The following is a 17,915-nucleotide window of genomic DNA, read 5'->3' on the forward strand; positions in this document are numbered from 1 at the left end:
TATGAAAGATTTGGTGAAAGTACTCAAATCGCAGTCTCAGTCCGAAGAGTTTGACGCGATCAAGATTACTCTGGCGTCGCCGGACATGATTCGCTCCTGGTCGTTTGGCGAGGTGAAGAAGCCTGAGACCATTAACTACCGTACCTTTAAACCGGAGCGGGACGGTCTGTTCTGCGCCAAGATTTTTGGCCCGGTAAAGGATTACGAGTGCTTGTGCGGTAAGTACAAGCGCATGAAGCACCGCGGCATCATTTGTGAAAAGTGTGGCGTTGAAGTCACCAAGGCAGCCGTGCGCCGTGAGCGCATGGGGCACATTGAGCTGGCCTCGCCGGTTGCTCACATCTGGTTTTTGAAATCATTGCCGTCGCGTATCGGCATGTTCCTCGATATGACCCTGCGTGATATCGAGCGCGTGCTGTACTTTGAGTCCTTCGTTGTTATCGATCCAGGCATGACCACGCTTGAGCGTGGTCAGCTGATGAACGATGAGCAGTACTTTGAAGCCCTTGAAGAGTTCGGCGATGACTTCGATGCCCGCATGGGTGCCGAGGCGGTGCAGGAACTGCTCAAAGATATCGACCTTGAAGAAGAGATCAACACGCTGCGTGAAGAGATTCCGCAGACCAACTCTGAAACCAAGATCAAGAAGCTTTCCAAGCGTCTGAAACTGCTTGAAGCGTTTTACCACTCCGGCAATGCGCCGGCGTGGATGGTCATGGAAGTGCTGCCCGTTCTGCCGCCGGATCTACGTCCGCTGGTACCGTTGGACGGCGGCCGCTTCGCGACCTCGGATCTCAACGACCTTTACCGTCGTGTGATCAACCGTAACAACCGCCTGAAGCGTCTGCTCGACCTTAATGCGCCGGATATCATCGTGCGCAACGAGAAGCGTATGCTTCAGGAAGCGGTCGATGCTTTGCTTGACAACGGTCGTCGTGGCCGCGCGATCACGGGCTCCAACAAGCGCCCGCTGAAGTCGCTCGCCGACATGATCAAAGGTAAGCAGGGTCGTTTCCGTCAGAACTTGTTGGGTAAGCGCGTCGATTACTCGGGCCGTTCGGTAATTACCGTGGGTCCTACTCTGCGTCTGCATCAGTGTGGTCTGCCGAAGAAAATGGCACTGGAGCTGTTCAAGCCGTTTATCTACTCCAAGCTTCAGTCGCTAGGCTTCGCCTCAACGATTAAAGCTGCGAAGAAAATGGTTGAGCGCGAGCTGCCGGAAGTGTGGGACATCCTTGCTGATGTTATCCGCGAACACCCGGTACTGCTTAACCGTGCACCGACGCTTCACCGTTTGGGTATCCAGGCGTTTGAACCGCTGCTGATTGAAGGTAAAGCGATCCAGCTGCACCCGCTGGTATGTGCGGCCTACAACGCCGACTTCGACGGTGACCAGATGGCGGTACACGTACCGCTGACCCTGGAAGCCCAGCTCGAAGCCCGTGCGCTGATGATGGCGACCAACAACGTGCTGTCGCCCGCCAACGGCGAGCCGATCATCGTGCCGTCGCAGGACGTTGTTCTGGGTCTTTACTACATGACCCGTGAGAAGATCAACGCCAAGGGCGAAGGCATGGTGTTCTCTGACCTCAACGAGGTAGAGCGCGCTTTCGGCACCCAGTCAGTATCGCTGCATGCCCGCGTCAAGGTGCGCCTGGACGAGATCGATATTGAAGAAGAGACCGGCGAGAAGTCCTTCCATCGTCGTCTGTACGAAACCACGGTTGGCCGTGCGCTGCTGTTCCGCATTCTGCCTGAAGGCGTGCCGTTTGCGCTGATTGACCAGCCGATGAAGAAGAAGGCGATTTCGGGCCTGATCAACGAAGTATATCGCCGCTCCGGCCTCAAGCCGACGGTCATCTTCGCTGACCAACTGATGTACACCGGTTTCCGTCTGGCGACCTGGTCCGGCGCCTCTATCGGCGTTAACGACTTCGTCATCCCGGATGCCAAAACCGAGATCGTCGACGCGGCCGAAGCTGAAGTTAAAGAGATCGAAGACCAGTTCTCTTCTGGCCTGGTAACTGCGGGTGAGAAGTACAACAAGGTTATCGATATCTGGTCCAAGGCCAACGATAAAGTGGCCAAGGCGATGATGACCGGTATCTCCAAAGAGACCGTTATTGACCGCGATGGTAACGAAGTTGAGCAGGAATCGTTCAACAGCGTCTTCATCATGGCCGACTCCGGTGCACGGGGTAGTGCCGCTCAGATCCGTCAGTTGGCGGGTATGCGTGGCCTGATGGCCAAGCCGGATGGCTCGATCATCGAGACGCCGATCGTGGCCAACTTCCGTGAAGGCCTGAACGTACTTCAGTACTTCATCTCGACCCACGGTGCACGTAAAGGTCTGGCGGATACGGCTCTGAAAACGGCTAACTCCGGTTACTTGACGCGTCGTCTGGTGGACGTGGCCCAGGATCTGGTGATCACCGAGGTTGACTGTGGTACTGAAAACGGTCTGACCCTGCACCCGATTATCGAGGGTGGCGACATCATCGTACCGCTATCACAGCGCGTATTGGGTCGTGTGGTTGCGCTGGATGTGGTTGACCCGGGTACTGAAGAGGTCCTGATCCCGCGTAACACGCTGCTTGACGAGAAGTGGTGTGCTGAACTCGACACCATGGGTGTGGATGAGATTATCGTACGCTCAACCATTACCTGTGACACACCGCACGGCGTATGTTCGTCCTGTTATGGACGTGATCTTGCCCGCGGTCACCAGGTTAACATCGGTGAATCTGTCGGTGTTATCGCCGCTCAGTCAATCGGTGAGCCGGGTACCCAGCTGACCATGCGTACGTTCCACATCGGTGGCGCGGCATCGCGTTCATCGGCCGTCGATAGCGTACAGGTCAAGCACGGCGGTAAGGTTCGTCTGCACAACATCAAGCACGTAGAGCGTGCCGACGGCAAATTGGTCGTGGTATCGCGTTCTAGCGCCCTGGCGGTGGCTGACGATCACGGTCGTGAGCGTGAGTACTACAAGCTGCCCTACGGTGCTGAGCTTTCCGTGCGCGACGGCGACGTGGTTGATGCCGGTGCGATGGTTGCCAAGTGGGATCCGCACACCCATCCGATCATTGCTGAAGTAGAGGGTAAGGCGCAGTTCATCGATCTCGACGAAGGTGTCACCATGCACCGCTCAGTCGACGAGATGACCGGTCTCTCCTCTATCGAAGTCATTGAGTCCGCCGCTCGCCCGATGGCTGGTCGCGACAAGCGTCCGATGGTCATGCTGCAAGATGCGGCCGGTGAATACGTGTCGGTTTCCGGCTCGAACACGCCAGTGCAATATCTGCTGCCAGGCAATTCCATTATCTCCGTTGATGATGGTTCCACCATCGGTGTGGGGGAGGTGGTTGCCCGTATTCCGGTTGAAGCATCAGGTAACAAGGATATCACCGGTGGTCTGCCACGCGTTGCTGACCTATTCGAAGCACGTAAGCCGAAAGAACCGGCGATCCTTGCCGAAATCAGCGGTGTGGTGAGCTTCGGTAAAGAGACCAAAGGCAAGCGTCGTTTGACGATTACGCCAGGGTCTGGCGATCCGTTTGAAGCGCTGATCCCGAAATGGCGTCAAATCGCCGTTTTTGAAGGCGAAAGTGTTGAGAAGGGTGAGGTCATCTCCGATGGCCCGAGCAATCCGCACGATATTCTGCGTTTGCTCGGCGTAGCGGAGCTTGCCAAGTACATTACGGCCGAAGTGCAAGATGTTTACCGTCTGCAGGGCGTAGGCATCAACGATAAGCACATCGAAGTTATTGTGCGTCAGATGCTACGTAAGGTCGAAATTGCCGATTCAGGCGATTCTGACTTCATCACCGGCGACCAGGCTGAGCTTGTGCGCGTGCTGGAGCAGAATGCTCGTCTCGAAAAAGAAGGTAAATTCCCGGCGAAGTATCAGCGCTTGTTGCTGGGTATCACCAAGGCCAGCCTAGCGACCGAATCGTTCATCTCTGCGGCCTCCTTCCAGGAGACAACCCGCGTACTGACCGAAGCGGCCGTTACCGGCAAGCGCGATTATCTGCGCGGCCTGAAAGAAAACGTGGTAGTTGGACGTCTGATTCCGGCAGGTACCGGTCTGACTCACCACGCTGAACGTCGCCGCAAACGCGAAGACGTTGAGCGCCTGTTCAATCCCTCAGCGACTGAGGTAGAGCAGGAGCTTGGAGCACAGTTGACAGCACTTGATTCTGACGACGAGCTCTAAAAACGAGTAGTAAAAAATGAGCATCTGACCCTGGAAGCGCTATCTTGCCGGTAAAACCGCCGGCAAGACTTGACGTCGACTAGGGTCAGCCTTTAGAATGCGCAGCCTTTAACAGTGGGGTGGGTGCGCCCGCATCCGCTGCCCGTATTTGTTAAAGGCTAGGCAACCATTGGAGTCAGCTAAACACCATGGCAACGATTAATCAGCTAGTGCGTAAGCCGCGCAAGCGCCCCGTTACTAAAAGTGACGTGCCCGCGCTTCAGGCTTGTCCGCAAAAGCGCGGCGTATGTACGCGCGTATACACCACTACTCCCAAGAAGCCGAACTCGGCCCTGCGTAAGGTTTGCCGTGTGCGCCTGACCAACGGTTTCGAAGTTTCTTCTTACATTGGTGGTGAAGGTCACAACCTGCAGGAGCACTCTGTTGTTCTGATTCGCGGCGGTCGTGTAAAGGATTTGCCAGGTGTGCGTTATCACACCGTTCGTGGCGCCCTTGACACCTCTGGCGTACAGAATCGTAAGCAGGGCCGTTCCAAGTACGGTACTAAGCGTCCGAAGTCTTAAGACAGCTTGCCGTCACGCTGTGTTTGCAGCGTATGTAACGTAATGTCCAACACGAATATGATGGTCTGATAAGAGTAAGGTCGGGCAGTGCAGGGTAGTCGATACTAAGCGCGAGTTCCGGGTTTACCTGAAGGATCCTTAATTGAGGGCTTATCATGCCTAGAAGAAGAGTTGTAGCTAAACGCGAAATCCTGCCGGATCCCAAGTTCGGAAGTGAGCGTCTGGCGAAGTTCATGAACCACCTGATGGTCAGCGGCAAGAAGTCCATAGCTGAGCGCATTGTTTACGGTGCGTTGGACAAGGTTGCCGAGCGTAGTAGTGAAGAGCCGCTGGAAATCTTCGACAAAGCGCTGGAAACCATCCAGCCGATGGTCGAAGTGAAGTCGCGCCGCGTGGGTGGTGCGACCTATCAGGTTCCGGTTGAAGTTCGTCCGTCTCGCCGCCAAGCGCTCGCTATGCGCTGGTTGGTAGACGCGGCGCGTCGCCGCGGTGAAAAAACGATGGTTCAGCGTCTGGCAGGCGAAATGCTGGATGCCGCAGAAGGTAAAGGTTCTGCTGTTAAGAAGCGCGAAGACGTGCATCGTATGGCCGAAGCCAACAAGGCTTTCTCGCACTATCGTTTCTAAGAGCGTCCCTTTCAAGAGTGACGTTTTTAAGTACGGCGTTTGTAAGCGCAGTGTTTATAAAGTTCGCGTTTATATATGCACGTTGTTTCAGCAGGGCGTCGTTGGAAGTGGTAGGTCGAGTCGCTTTGTTGCAACACCCCGCCGTTATCATTCTGTGATAGCGGCGGTAGCGTAAGGCTCACTTTTGCCACTGCTAAGTTAACGAGCATCGCCAACTAACGGGAGTTTCACCGTGGCACGCAAGACACCACTTAATCGTTATCGCAATATTGGTATCGTAGCGCACGTTGATGCGGGTAAAACCACAACGACCGAGCGGGTACTGTTCTATACCGGCTTGAATCACAAGTTGGGTGAAACACACGAGGGTGCCTCAACGACTGACTGGATGGAGCAGGAGCAGGAGCGTGGTATTACGATCACCTCTGCCGCTGTCACCACCTTCTGGCAAGGTATGGCCAAGCAGTTTGATGAGCACCGTATCAACATCATCGATACGCCTGGGCACGTTGACTTCACTATCGAAGTTGAGCGTTCATTGCGCGTTCTTGATGGTGCGGTTGTTGTACTGTGTGGGTCTTCCGGCGTTCAGCCGCAGACCGAAACAGTATGGCGTCAGGCCGATAAGTACGAAGTACCGCGTATGGTCTTTGTTAACAAGATGGACCGTACTGGCGCTGATTTCTTCATGGTTGTTGACCAGTTGAAAGAGCGCTTGGGTGCGAATGCCGTGCCGATCCAGATCAACTGGGGTACGGAAGAGGACTTTAAGGGCGTTATCGACCTGATTCAGATGAAGGCTATCCTGTGGGATGAGGCTAGCCTGGGTATGAATTTCGAACTCGTGGATATTCCGGCTGAGCTGCAAGAGACTGCCGAGAAGTATCGCGAGCAGATGGTCGAAGCGGCTGCCGAAGGCTCTGACGAGCTAATGGACAAGTACCTGGAAGGCGTCGAGCTGTCGATCGAAGAGATCAAGGCAGGTCTTCGTACGCGTACTCTGGCCAATGAGATTGTTCTGGTTACCTGCGGTTCTGCCTTTAAGAATAAAGGTGTTCAGGCAGTGCTGGACGGTGTTATCGAGTACATGCCTTCGCCAACTGAAGTTAAGGCGATCGAAGGTGAGCTGGACGATAAAGATGGCACCATCGCTAAGCGTGAAGCCGATGACAGTGCGCCGTTTGCAGCGTTGGCATTCAAGATCGCTACCGACCCCTTCGTTGGTACGCTGACCTTTATCCGCGTTTACTCGGGCGTTCTGAAGTCTGGTGACGGTGTATATAACTCCGTTAAGCAGAAGAAAGAGCGCGTTGGTCGTATCGTACAGATGCACGCCAACTCGCGCGAAGAGATCAAAGAAGTACTCGCTGGCGATATTGCAGCATGTATCGGTCTGAAAGATGTCACCACGGGTGATACCCTGTGTGATATTGATAACAAGATCGTTCTTGAGCGCATGGAGTTCCCGGATCCGGTTATCTCGGTTGCCGTTGAGCCGAAGTCCAAGGCTGACCAGGAAAAAATGGGTATTGCACTGGGTAAATTGGCCCAGGAAGATCCTTCTTTCCAGGTTAAAACCGACGAAGAGACCGGCCAGACGATTATTTCTGGTATGGGTGAGCTTCACCTGGATATTCTCGTTGACCGTATGCGTCGCGAGTTTAAGGTGGAAGCCAATATCGGTAAGCCGCAGGTAGCATACCGCGAAACTATTCGTGGCAGCATTGAGCAGGAAGGCAAGTTTGTACGTCAGTCCGGTGGTCGTGGTCAGTACGGTCACGTTTTGCTGCGTATTGAGCCGCTGACTGCTGAAGAGAAGGGTGAAGGCGAAGAAGAGATTTTCTTCAAATTCAACTCTGAGATCGTAGGTGGTACGGTTCCCAAGGAATACGTCCCTGCGGTTGAGAAAGGCGCTTACGAGCAGCTTAAAAACGGTGTCATCGCGGGTTACCCGATGATCGACGTTAAAGTGACGCTGTTCGACGGCTCCTTCCACGACGTAGACTCTAACGAGACTGCGTTCAAGATTGCTTCTTCTATGGCAGTGAAGGAAGGTGCCAGGAAGGCCAAGGCCGTGCTGCTGGAGCCGGTGATGAAGGTCGAAGTCGTGACTCCCGAGGAATTTATGGGCGACGTCATGGGCGACCTGAGCCGTCGTCGCGGTCTGGTGCAGGGTATGGATGACTCTTCTTCTGGTAAAGTCATTCGTGCGACGGTGCCGCTGGGTGAGATGTTCGGTTACGCAACCGACCTGCGCTCACAAACCCAGGGCCGTGCGAGCTACTCTATGGAGTTCTCGAAGTACGACGAGGCGCCCTCCAGCGTCGTTGAAGCCGTCATCAATCAAAACGGTTAACCGTTAGCTAACGTAAAGAGGTTATAGCAGTGGCTAAGGAAAAATTCGAACGTTCCAAACCGCACGTCAACGTCGGCACCATCGGTCACGTCGACCACGGTAAAACGACTCTGACTGCGGCCCTAACCCGCGTATCTGCTGAGGTTTTCGGCGGCGATTGGCGTGAATTTGATACTATCGATAACGCTCCTGAAGAGCGCGAGCGTGGTATCACTATCGCGACTTCCCACGTGGAATATCAGTCTGAAGAGCGTCACTACGCGCACGTTGACTGCCCGGGGCACGCTGACTACGTCAAGAACATGATCACCGGTGCTGCGCAGATGGACGGCGCGATCCTGGTATGTTCTGCTGCTGACGGCCCGATGCCGCAGACGCGCGAGCACATCCTGCTGTCTCGCCAGGTTGGCGTTCCGTACATCGTTGTGTTCCTGAATAAAGCGGACATGGTCGATGACGAAGAGCTGCTTGAGCTGGTTGAGATGGAAGTTCGTGAGCTCCTCGACGAGTACGACTTCCCGGGCGATGACACGCCGATCATCACTGGTTCAGCGCTGATGGCTCTGAACGGTGAAGATGAGAACGGCATGGGTACTACCGCCGTTGCTAATCTGATCAAAGCTCTGGATGCTTACATTCCTGAGCCGGAGCGTGCTGTCGACCAGCCGTTCCTGATGCCGATTGAAGACGTATTCTCTATCTCTGGCCGTGGTACTGTTGTTACCGGTCGTGTAGAGCGCGGTATTATCAATCCGGGTAGCGAAGTTGAGATCGTGGGTATCCGCGAGACCACCAAAACCATCGTTACCGGTGTTGAAATGTTCCGTAAGCTGCTCGACGAAGGTCGTGCAGGTGAGAACGTTGGTGCGTTGCTGCGTGGTACCAAGCGTGATGACGTTGAGCGTGGTCAGGTTCTGGCCAAGCCGGGTACTATCAACCCGCACACCGAGTTTGAAGCCGAAGTTTACGTACTGTCCAAAGAAGAAGGTGGTCGTCACACGCCTTTCTTCAAGGGCTACCGTCCGCAGTTCTACTTCCGTACCACTGACATCACCGGTACCTGTGAACTGCCGGAAGGTGTTGAAATGGTAATGCCGGGTGACAACGTTCAGATGGTTGTTACCTTGATTGCTCCGATCGCTATGGACGACGGTCTGCGCTTCGCTATTCGCGAAGGTGGTCGTACCGTTGGTGCTGGCGTTGTGGCAAAAATCGTTAAGTAATCGATTTACTTGATCGATGAAGGGGGCTCTCGCGAGCCCCCTTTTCTGCGCACCAATAGCAAATGTTTGACATGGGCTTTTGGCGTGCCTATAATGCGCATCCTTTGAATGCGTGGGTAGACGGCTCGCGCCGTCGACATCCATTGGAGTTTAGGGCAAATGCAGAACCAAAAGATTCGCATTCGGTTGAAAGCGTTCGACCATCGCCTGATCGACCAGTCCACAGCGGAGATTGTTGAAACCGCTAAGCGTACTGGTGCTCAGGTTCGTGGGCCGATCCCGCTGCCGACCAACCGCGAGCGTTACACCATCCTGGTTTCACCGCACGTCAATAAGGATGCGCGTGATCAGTATGAGATTCGTACGCACAAGCGTGTGCTCGACATCGTTGAGCCAACTGAAAAAACAGTTGATGCGTTGATGAAGCTTGATCTCGCCGCTGGCGTAGACGTGCAAATCAAGCTCAACTAATTACACTAGACACTTGCGGCCCAGCGTTCATCATTTATCGCATGAACAGCAGCCGCCGCGCCGTGAGGCGCCACACAATGTGCTAGTGGAATGCTCTGGAAAGGGCAGCCATAGCGGGTGATAGCCCCGTACACTATAGGAGACTGAGTATGACTATCGGTTTAGTCGGTACAAAGGCCGGGATGACCCGTGTCTTTACCGAAGATGGCGCATCCGTGCCCGTGACCGTTATTGAAGTTGATCCTAATCGTGTGACGCGCGTTAAGACCATTGAGTCTGACGGCTACGCAGCGGTTCAGATCACTACAGGTTCTCGTAAAGCCAAACACCTCACCAAAGCGCAGGCTGGTCAGTTTGCCAAAGCGGGTGTTGAGGCTGGTCGTTCACTGATGGAATTCCGCCTTGCAGAAGGCGAAGAAGCTCCAGAAGTGGGTGGCGAACTCACCGTATCCCTCTTCGAAGCTGGTCAAATGATCGACGTGACCGGCACCTCTAAGGGTAAAGGCTTCCAGGGTGCTGTTAAGCGCTGGAACTTCCGTACCCAAGACAACAGCCATGGTAACTCCCTGTCGCACCGCGCGCCGGGTTCTATCGGCATGTGTCAAACACCTGGTCGCGTATTTAAAGGCAAGAAAATGGCCGGTCAAATGGGTAACGCCCGTTGCACCGTACAGAGCCTTGAGATCGTCCGTGTTGACGCCGAGCGTAACCTGCTGCTGATCAAGGGCGCCGTACCGGGAGCACCCGGCAGCGACGTTATCGTTCGCAGCGCCGTGAAAGCTGGCTGAAGGGGATAATTACCAATGAATCTGAATCTTGCTGCAGGCACGGGTACCGTTGAAGTAGCCGACGCCACTTTTGGCAAAGAATTCAACGAAGCGCTAGTTCACCAGGTTGTTACCGCCTATTTGGCTGGTGGCCGTCAAGGTACTAGCGCTCAAAAGAGCCGTTCCGATGTTCGCGGTGGTGGTAAAAAACCGTGGCGTCAGAAAGGTACCGGCCGTGCACGTGCTGGTACCATCCGTTCTCCGCTGTGGCGCAGTGGCGGCGTAACCTTCGCGGCACGTCCGCAAGACTATACCCAGAAGGTTAACCGCAAAATGTACCGCGCGGCGATGCGCTCCATCCTGTCTGAACTTGTCCGTCAAGAGCGTTTAGTCGCAATTGAAGAGTTCAGCGTCGAAGCGCCCAAGACCAAGCAGGTAGCTGCCAAGCTGAAAGAGCTCAACCTTGAGAAAGTGTTGATCGTCACTGAAGAAATGGACGAAACGCTCTATCTAGCCGCACGCAACCTTCCCCACGTTGACGTGGTGGATGTCGCGGCAGCTGACCCGGTGAGCCTGGTTGCCTTTGATAAGGTCCTGGTCACCGTCTCCGCCCTGCGTAAATTCGAGGAGAAGCTGGCATGAACCAGGAACGCGTATTCAAGGTTCTGCTTGGACCGCACGTGACCGAAAAGGCCGCGATGGCTGCAGAGCGCAACCAGTACGTTTTCAAGGTGGCATCTGATGCTACCAAGCCCGAGATCAAGAAAGCCGTTGAAATACTGTTCGGCAAACAGGTCGGCAGCGTTCAAGTGTTGAACGTTAAGGGTAAAACCAAACGTACTGCACACGGCGTTGGCCTGCGTAAGGGTTACCGCAAAGCGTATGTGACCCTGGCTGCGGGTGAAACGCTCGAAGACTTCTCTGGCGCCGAATAAGGGCAGGAGTACGGATAATGGCAATCGTCAAGACCAAACCCACATCCGCCGGTCGTCGCCACGTCGTCAAGATCGTTGGTGAGGGGCTGTACAAGGGCCGTGCGTATGCACCGCTTTTGGAAAAACAGTCCAAGTCCGGTGGCCGTAATAATAACGGTCGCATCACCACCCGCCACGTGGGCGGTGGTCACCGTCAGCACTACCGTTTGATCGACTTCAAACGCACCAAGGATGGCATCCCAGCCACTGTTGAGCGTCTTGAGCACGATCCGAACCGTAGCGCGCATATTGCACTATTGAAATATGCAGATGGTGAGCGTCGTTACATCATTGCACCGAAAGGTGTCAGCGCGGGTGACGTGCTGGAATCTGGTGTCAACGCGCCCATCAAAAAAGGCAATGCCTTGCCGCTGCGCAACATTCCGCTTGGTTCTACCGTTCACGGTATCGAACTGAAGCCGGGTAAAGGCGCGCAGATTGCTCGCAGTGCCGGTACTAGCGCTCAGCTGGTTGCTCGTGAAGGTAACTACGCCACCTTGCGTCTTCGCTCTGGCGAAATGCGTAAGATCCTGGCTGAGTGCCGCGCAACGCTGGGTGAAGTGAGCAACTCCGAGCACAGCCTGCGTCAACTTGGCAAGGCCGGTGCGAAGCGCTGGAGAGGCGTGCGTCCGACTGTTCGCGGTGTCGCGATGAACCCGGTAGACCACCCGCACGGTGGTGGTGAAGGCCGCTCTAGCGGTGGTCGTCACCCGGTATCCCCGTGGGGCATGCCGACTAAGGGTCACAAGACGCGTAAGAACAAGCGCACCGACAAGCTGATTATCCGTCGTCGTAACAAGACGCGTTAATCGAAATTGCCAAGAACTTAAGAGGTAACGGCTGTGCCACGTTCACTAAAGAAAGGTCCCTTCATTGACCTTCATCTTTTGAAGAAGGTAGAGGCTGCAGTGGAGAAGAACGACCGTAAACCGATCAAGACCTGGTCGCGTCGTTCGATGATCCTGCCCAATATGGTAGGTCTGACTATTGCGGTCCATAACGGACGCCAGCATGTCCCGGTGCACGTCTCCGAGGAAATGGTGGGTCATAAACTTGGCGAATTCGCTGCTACTCGCACATATCGCGGGCATGTGGCGGACAAGAAAGCCAAACGGTAAGCCAGAGAGGATTTAGAGATGGAAGTCACAGCTAAGCTGAGTGGCGCTGCTTTATCCGCACAGAAGGCCCGTTTGGTGGCTGACCAGGTGCGCGGTAAACCGGTCGCCGAAGCTATTGACCTGCTGACCTTCTCACCGAAGAAGGCTGCCAAACTGGTCAAGAAAGTGCTTCAGTCCGCCATCGCGAATGCGGAAGAAAATAACGGCATGGACATCGACGAGCTGCGTGTCTCGACCATCTGCGTCGATGAGGGCATGACGCTCAAGCGTATCAAGCCGCGCGCCAAAGGCCGTGCGGATCGTATCTTGAAGCGCACCTGCCACATCACCGTCAAGGTAGCCGAGAAGTAGGAGTCGACCAGATGGGTCAGAAAGTCAATCCAACAGGCATTCGACTGGGCATCGTCAAAGACCATGCTTCTGTCTGGTATGCCGAGCGCGGCGCCTATGCCGATAAGCTCAATAACGATCTCGAAGTGCGCAGCTTCCTGGAAGAGCGTCTTAAAAGCGCTTCCGTAAGCCGCATTCACATCGAGCGTCCGGCTAACAATGCCCGCATCACCATTCACACTGCCCGTCCGGGTATCGTGATTGGTAAAAAAGGTGAAGATGTCGACCGTCTGCGTCGCGATCTTACCGAAATGATGGGCGTTGCGGTTCATGTGAACATCGAAGAAGTTCGCAAGCCAGAGCTGGATGCCAAGCTAGTCGCTGCTAACGTAGCGGGTCAGCTTGAGCGTCGCGTCATGTTCCGTCGTGCCATGAAGCGCGCGGTACAGAACGCAATGCGTCTTGGCGCTGGCGGCATCAAGATTCAGCTGTCAGGTCGTCTTGGTGGTGCCGAAATCGCACGTACCGAATGGTACCGCGAAGGTCGCGTTCCGCTGCACACTCTGCGTGCGGACATCGACTACGCCACTTACGAAGCTCACACCACCTATGGCGTCATCGGCGTTAAAGTGTGGATCTTCAAGGGCGAAATCCTCGGCGGTATCGAGGAAGTACGTGCCAAGGCTAAGCAACAGCAGCCTGCCGGCAACGCGCCCAAGAAGAAAGGTTCCAGGTAAGGGGAGAGCGAGTCGATGTTACAGCCCAAGCGTATGAAATTCCGCAAGATGATGAAAGGCCGCAACCGTGGCCTGGCGCATCGCGGAAGCAAGATCAGCTTCGGGGAGTACGGTCTGAAAGCTACTGGTCGCGGCCGCATCACTGCGCGTCAGATCGAAGCCGGCCGTCGTGCGATCACACGTCACGTTAAGCGTGGCGGTAAAATCTGGATCCGCGTTTTCCCTGATAAGCCGATTTCCAAGAAGCCGCTCGAAGTTCGTATGGGTAAAGGTAAAGGTTCTGTTGAGTACTGGGTAGCCCAGATCCAACCGGGTCGGGTCCTGTACGAAATTGAAGGCGTATCCGAAGAGCTGGCCCGTGAAGCGTTTGAACTGGCCGCACAGAAGATGCCCTTATCCACCACCTTTGCGAAACGGACGGTGATGTGATGAAAGCCCAGGAAATTCGTGAAAAGTCAGCAGGAGAGCTCAAAGAGCAGCTCCTCGAGCTACTCCGCGAGCAGTTTAACCTGCGCATGCAGAAGGCCACTGGCCAACTGAGCCAGACTCATCTGCTCAAGCAGGTCCGTCGGGATATCGCCCGCGTTAAGACTGTGCTCAACGAGAAGGCAGGTGATTGAGATGGCCGAAGAGAAAAAAACCCGTACGCTCACCGGTAAGGTGGTGAGCGACAAGATGGATAAATCCATCGTCGTTATGATCGAGCGTCGTGAACGTCACCCGATCTACGGAAAATACGTTAAGCGCTCCACCAAGCTGCACGCCCATGATGAGGCGAACCAGGCTAAGGCAGGCGATACGGTTTCCATTCAGGAGTGCCGTCCGCTTTCCAAAAAGAAAGCCTGGACGCTGGTCGAGGTGGTTGAGCAGGCTAAGGGTTAATTACCTAAAGTCTGCCGATCAGTGCAGTCAGATTAGGTTTGGAGAAAACCGATGATTCAGACTCAGACAATGCTGGATGTCGCCGACAACAGCGGAGCGCGCCGGGTGCAGTGCATCAAGGTGCTAGGCGGTTCACACCGTCGCTACGCCCGCGTTGGTGACGTCATTAAGGTAACGGTGAAAGAAGCTATTCCGCGTGGCAAGGTCAAAAAAGGCCAAGTCATGAAAGCGGTAGTGGTTCGCACCCGTAGTGGCGTCCGTCGTAGTGACGGTTCGCTGATCCGTTTCGATGGAAATGCGGCGGTTTTGTTGAATAACACCAACGAACAGCCGATCGGCACGCGCATCTTCGGGCCGGTTACTCGTGAGCTTCGTAATGAGAAGTTCATGAAGATCATTTCCCTAGCGCCTGAAGTGCTGTAAGGAGCGAGGCGGATATGCAAAAGATCAAACGTGACGATGAAGTCATCGTCATCGCCGGGAAGGATAAAGGCAAACGTGGTACCGTTAAGCGGGTATTAGAAAACCGCTTCGTGGTATCGGGTGTGAACATGATTAAACGTCACACCAAGCCGAATCCCATGGCGGGAAATCAGGGCGGTATCGTCGAGCGTGAGGCTCCGATTCACGCGTCCAACGTAGCCATCTTCAATTCGGAGACCGGTAAGGCGGATCGCGTCGGCTTCCAAGTTAAGGAAGACGGTACCAAGGTACGTATCTACAAGTCGACGCAGACGCAGATCGACGCCTAACGCGAGTCGGGTAGCAAAATGGCGAACTTGAAAGAACGTTATCAAAACGAGGTCGTAGCTCAACTCAAAGAGCAGTTCAGCTACAACAACGTTATGCAGATACCCCGGATCACGAAAGTGACTCTGAACATGGGTATCGGTGAAGCGGTTAGTGATAAAAAGCTGATCGACAATGCCGTCGGTGACCTGGAGAAATTGTCCGGTCAAAAGCCGCTGGTGACCAAAGCACGTAAGTCCATCGCGGGCTTCAAGGTGCGCGAAGGTTGGCCGATTGGTGTCAAGGTAACGCTGCGCGGTGAGCGTATGTGGGACTTTTTGAACCGTCTGGTTAACATTGCGATTCCTCGCGTGCGTGACTTCCGTGGTCTTAACCCGAAGTCTTTTGACGGTCGCGGCAACTACTCCATGGGTGTGCGTGAGCAGATCATCTTCCCGGAGATCGAGTATGATAAAATCGATCGCATTCGGGGGCTGGACGTCACTATCACTACTACTGCCAACACCGACGAGGAAGGTCGTGCGCTGCTAGCGTCACTGAACTTCCCGTTTAAGAAATAAGGGTTGGATCATGGCTAAGAAAAGTATGGTAGAGCGTGAGCTCAAGCGTACGCAGCTGGTCGAGAAGTATGCGGCCAAGCGTACTGAGCTCAAGGCAATCATCTCAAGCGTGAATACGTCTGAGGAAGAGCGCTTCGAGGCGACGCTGAAGCTGCAGCAACTGCCGCGCGACTCAAGCCCGGTACGTCAGCGTAACCGCTGCCGTATCACGGGTCGTCCGCACGGTTTTTACAACAAGTTCGGCCTTGGCCGCAACAAGCTGCGTGAAGCCGCCATGCGTGGCGACGTCCCTGGTCTGAAAAAGTCCAGCTGGTAACGCCACGTAGAATCATCAGGAGCGCACATTAAATGAGCATGCAAGACACTCTGGCGGATATGTTTACCCGTATCCGCAATGCGCAGATGGCCACCAAGGAGACGGCAGTCATGCCGTCTTCCAAGTTGAAAGTGGAAGTGGCCCGCGTGCTAAAGGAAGAAGGCTACATTACCGACTTTGCGGTTGCTGAAGGCGCTAAGCCTGCACTAACCGTCACTCTCAAGTACTTTGAGGGTAAGCCGGTCATTGAGCACATTCAGCGGGTTTCCAAGCCGTCTTTGCGTCAGTACAAGGGCAAGGACAACCTGCCCAAGGTTGCCGATGGTCTGGGCATCGCGATTGTCACCACCTCTAATGGTGTCATGACCGATCGTGCCGCACGCCAGGCGGGTGTAGGTGGCGAAGTCATCTGCACCGTATTCTAGGAGGCTGGAATGTCCCGCATAGCGAAATATCCGGTTAAAGTGCCTGCTGGTGTCGAGATCAAAATCGATGCTAGCCAGCTGACCGCCAAAGGCGGCCAAGGCACGCTGTCACTGCCCATTCACCAGGACGTGGTGATTGGTCAAGAAGATGGCCAGCTGACCTTCGCCCCGAGCGAATCTGCCAAGAGCTGGGCAATGGCCGGTACTACCCGCGCCTTGGTTCAGAACCTGGTAACGGGCGTATCCGAGGGTTTCACAAAAACTCTCGAAATTGTTGGCGTCGGTTATCGTGCCCAAGCTAAGGGCCAGACGCTCAATCTTTCACTGGGCTTCTCGCACCCGGTCGACTACGAACTGCCGAAAGGTGTCACAGCGGAAACGCCGAAAAACACCGTGATCGTGCTGAAAAGCGCGGATAAGCAGATGCTCGGTCAGTGCGCCGCGGAAATCCGCGCTTTCCGTCCGCCTGAGCCGTATAAAGGCAAGGGTGTTCGGTACGCCGACGAGCAGGTGCGTCGCAAAGAAGCCAAGAAGAAGTAAGGCAGGGTTATGAACGCGAAGAAAGAATCTCGTCTCCGTCGTGCCCGCCGTGCTCGCGCCAAGATCCGCGAGCTGGGCGTGTATCGCCTGTGCGTCAACCGTACCCCGCGTCACATCTACGCGCAGATTATCTCGCCGGATGGTGGCAAAGTGTTGGCCAGCGCTTCAACGCTGGACAAAGCACTGCGCGAGGGTGCGACCGGTAACTCAGATGCGGCCTCCAAGGTCGGTGCTCTGATTGCTGAACGCGCTAAAGAAGCAGGCATCACCCAGGTGGCCTTCGACCGTGCTGGCTTTAAGTATCACGGTCGCGTCAAGGCTCTGGCCGACGCCGCTCGTGAAGGCGGCCTGGAATTCTAAAGGGTTTTACGATGGCGAAGAACGAACAGCAAAACGGTGATCTGCAAGAGAAGTTAGTGCAGGTTAACCGCGTCGCCAAGGTGGTCAAAGGTGGTCGTATTTTCGGCTTCACCGCGCTGACCGTCGTAGGTGATGGTAAAGGTCGTGTTGGTTTCGGTCGTGGCAAGGCGCGTGAAGTGCCGGTCGCAATTCAGAAAGCAATGGACCAGGCTCGTCGCAACATGGTCAAGGTTAACCTTGCAGGCAACACGCTGCAGTACCCTGTGAAAGCCCGTCACGGTGCTTCCAAGGTCTACATGCAGCCAGCCTCCGAAGGTACCGGTATCATCGCCGGTGGTGCTATGCGCTCTGTATTAGAGCTTGCTGGCGTCCACGATGTACTGGCCAAGTGCTACGGTTCCACCAACCCGGTTAACGTGGTACGAGCGACTGTTAAAGGTCTCTCTGCTATGCATGCACCGGAAGACATCGCCGCCAAGCGCGGTCTGTCTGTCGACGCGATCACGGGGTAAGGCACCATGGCAGCAACGATCAAGGTTACCCAGATCCGCAGCACCATCGGCGTTTTGCCCAAGCACAAGGCTACTATGAAAGGCCTGGGCCTGCGTCGCATCGGTCACTCGGTTGAACTGGAAGACACCCCTGCCGTTCGCGGCATGATCCACAAGGTAAATTACCTTGTGCGTGTTGAGGGAGAGTAA

The 17,915-nt window shown here is 55.0% G+C and carries 25 protein-coding genes; all 25 read left to right on the forward strand.

Annotation, left to right across the window (positions count from 1 at the left end; translation table 11 throughout):
• Position 1: 1 nt before the first annotated feature.
• The 25 genes from rpoC to rpmD all read left to right on the forward strand — a co-directional run bounded on the left by rpoC (position 2) and on the right by rpmD (position 17,915).
• Positions 2–4,216 (forward strand): DNA-directed RNA polymerase subunit beta', encoded by a 4,215-nt coding sequence (gene rpoC, locus ACT3TC_RS05140; protein WP_444621346.1) that lies wholly within the window; start codon positions 2–4, stop codon positions 4,214–4,216.
• Between the two features lie 188 nt (positions 4,217–4,404).
• Entirely contained in the window at positions 4,405–4,779 is a 375-nt protein-coding gene (gene rpsL, locus ACT3TC_RS05145; protein WP_009098973.1) for a 30S ribosomal protein S12, read from the forward strand.
• A 155-nt stretch (positions 4,780–4,934) separates the two neighbouring features.
• Entirely contained in the window at positions 4,935–5,405 is a 471-nt protein-coding gene (gene rpsG, locus ACT3TC_RS05150; protein ID WP_018917738.1) for a 30S ribosomal protein S7, read from the forward strand.
• 232 nt (positions 5,406–5,637) lie between these two features.
• Positions 5,638–7,761, forward strand: coding sequence for an elongation factor G (gene fusA, locus ACT3TC_RS05155; protein WP_172117717.1), 2,124 nt, complete (start codon positions 5,638–5,640; stop codon positions 7,759–7,761).
• A 29-nt stretch (positions 7,762–7,790) separates the two neighbouring features.
• Positions 7,791–8,984, forward strand: a complete 1,194-nt coding sequence (gene tuf / locus ACT3TC_RS05160; RefSeq protein WP_172117716.1) for an elongation factor Tu — start codon at positions 7,791–7,793, stop codon at positions 8,982–8,984.
• Positions 8,985–9,143: 159 nt separating this feature from the next.
• A complete protein-coding gene (rpsJ, locus tag ACT3TC_RS05165; RefSeq protein ID WP_087108956.1) occupies positions 9,144–9,455 on the forward strand; it encodes a 30S ribosomal protein S10 in 312 nt (103 codons plus the stop codon).
• Between the two features lie 149 nt (positions 9,456–9,604).
• Positions 9,605–10,243 carry a 50S ribosomal protein L3 gene (rplC, locus tag ACT3TC_RS05170; protein ID WP_193053646.1) on the forward strand — a complete coding sequence of 213 codons (639 nt, stop codon included), beginning with the start codon at positions 9,605–9,607 and terminating at the stop codon, positions 10,241–10,243.
• A gap of 15 nt (positions 10,244–10,258) precedes the next feature.
• Positions 10,259–10,864 (forward strand): 50S ribosomal protein L4, encoded by a 606-nt coding sequence (gene rplD, locus ACT3TC_RS05175; RefSeq protein WP_193053645.1) that lies wholly within the window; start codon positions 10,259–10,261, stop codon positions 10,862–10,864.
• Positions 10,861–11,157 (forward strand): 50S ribosomal protein L23, encoded by a 297-nt coding sequence (gene rplW / locus ACT3TC_RS05180; RefSeq protein WP_087108950.1) that lies wholly within the window; start codon positions 10,861–10,863, stop codon positions 11,155–11,157. The genes rplD and rplW overlap by 4 nt, the downstream gene beginning before the upstream one ends.
• 17 nt (positions 11,158–11,174) lie before the next feature.
• Positions 11,175–12,005 (forward strand): 50S ribosomal protein L2, encoded by an 831-nt coding sequence (rplB, locus tag ACT3TC_RS05185; RefSeq protein WP_193053644.1) that lies wholly within the window; start codon positions 11,175–11,177, stop codon positions 12,003–12,005.
• 33 nt (positions 12,006–12,038) lie between these two features.
• Positions 12,039–12,314, forward strand: coding sequence for a 30S ribosomal protein S19 (rpsS, locus tag ACT3TC_RS05190; RefSeq protein ID WP_027337511.1), 276 nt, complete (start codon positions 12,039–12,041; stop codon positions 12,312–12,314).
• An 18-nt stretch (positions 12,315–12,332) separates the two neighbouring features.
• Positions 12,333–12,665, forward strand: a complete 333-nt coding sequence (gene rplV, locus ACT3TC_RS05195) for a 50S ribosomal protein L22 (protein ID WP_009723900.1) — start codon at positions 12,333–12,335, stop codon at positions 12,663–12,665.
• A gap of 11 nt (positions 12,666–12,676) precedes the next feature.
• Complete coding sequence (rpsC, locus tag ACT3TC_RS05200; RefSeq protein ID WP_193053643.1) at positions 12,677–13,381, forward strand: 30S ribosomal protein S3; 705 nt, start codon at positions 12,677–12,679, stop codon at positions 13,379–13,381.
• Positions 13,382–13,396: 15 nt separating this feature from the next.
• Positions 13,397–13,810: a 50S ribosomal protein L16 gene (gene rplP, locus ACT3TC_RS05205; RefSeq protein ID WP_007112000.1), complete on the forward strand. Its 414-nt coding sequence runs from the start codon at positions 13,397–13,399 to the stop codon at positions 13,808–13,810.
• Positions 13,810–14,001, forward strand: a complete 192-nt coding sequence (gene rpmC, locus ACT3TC_RS05210; protein ID WP_027337514.1) for a 50S ribosomal protein L29 — start codon at positions 13,810–13,812, stop codon at positions 13,999–14,001. Before rplP ends, rpmC begins: the two co-directional genes overlap by 1 nt.
• A 1-nt stretch (position 14,002) precedes the next feature.
• Positions 14,003–14,263 (forward strand): 30S ribosomal protein S17, encoded by a 261-nt coding sequence (gene rpsQ, locus ACT3TC_RS05215; RefSeq protein WP_009723897.1) that lies wholly within the window; start codon positions 14,003–14,005, stop codon positions 14,261–14,263.
• Between the two features lie 51 nt (positions 14,264–14,314).
• Complete coding sequence (rplN, locus tag ACT3TC_RS05220; RefSeq protein WP_172117712.1) at positions 14,315–14,686, forward strand: 50S ribosomal protein L14; 372 nt, start codon at positions 14,315–14,317, stop codon at positions 14,684–14,686.
• Positions 14,687–14,700: 14 nt separating this feature from the next.
• Positions 14,701–15,015: a 50S ribosomal protein L24 gene (gene rplX, locus ACT3TC_RS05225; RefSeq protein ID WP_009723895.1), complete on the forward strand. Its 315-nt coding sequence runs from the start codon at positions 14,701–14,703 to the stop codon at positions 15,013–15,015.
• A gap of 18 nt (positions 15,016–15,033) precedes the next feature.
• A complete protein-coding gene (gene rplE, locus ACT3TC_RS05230; RefSeq protein WP_193053642.1) occupies positions 15,034–15,573 on the forward strand; it encodes a 50S ribosomal protein L5 in 540 nt (179 codons plus the stop codon).
• A 10-nt stretch (positions 15,574–15,583) separates the two neighbouring features.
• The gene (rpsN, locus tag ACT3TC_RS05235; RefSeq protein WP_172117711.1) at positions 15,584–15,889 is read left to right on the forward strand and encodes a 30S ribosomal protein S14; all 306 of its coding nucleotides are present in this window, start codon (positions 15,584–15,586) and stop codon (positions 15,887–15,889) included.
• A 32-nt stretch (positions 15,890–15,921) separates the two neighbouring features.
• The gene (gene rpsH / locus ACT3TC_RS05240; protein WP_444631135.1) at positions 15,922–16,314 is read left to right on the forward strand and encodes a 30S ribosomal protein S8; all 393 of its coding nucleotides are present in this window, start codon (positions 15,922–15,924) and stop codon (positions 16,312–16,314) included.
• 9 nt (positions 16,315–16,323) lie between these two features.
• Positions 16,324–16,854, forward strand: coding sequence for a 50S ribosomal protein L6 (rplF, locus tag ACT3TC_RS05245; RefSeq protein ID WP_193053641.1), 531 nt, complete (start codon positions 16,324–16,326; stop codon positions 16,852–16,854).
• 9 nt (positions 16,855–16,863) lie between these two features.
• A complete protein-coding gene (gene rplR / locus ACT3TC_RS05250) occupies positions 16,864–17,214 on the forward strand; it encodes a 50S ribosomal protein L18 (protein WP_008959159.1) in 351 nt (116 codons plus the stop codon).
• 11 nt (positions 17,215–17,225) lie between these two features.
• Positions 17,226–17,726 carry a 30S ribosomal protein S5 gene (rpsE, locus tag ACT3TC_RS05255; RefSeq protein WP_172117708.1) on the forward strand — a complete coding sequence of 167 codons (501 nt, stop codon included), beginning with the start codon at positions 17,226–17,228 and terminating at the stop codon, positions 17,724–17,726.
• 6 nt (positions 17,727–17,732) lie between these two features.
• A complete protein-coding gene (rpmD, locus tag ACT3TC_RS05260) occupies positions 17,733–17,915 on the forward strand; it encodes a 50S ribosomal protein L30 (RefSeq protein ID WP_087108933.1) in 183 nt (60 codons plus the stop codon).

Source organism: Halomonas sp. AOP27-A1-41, from assembly GCF_052378605.1.
In the GTDB taxonomy this organism is placed as follows: Bacteria; Pseudomonadota; Gammaproteobacteria; order Pseudomonadales; family Halomonadaceae; genus Vreelandella; species Vreelandella citrativorans.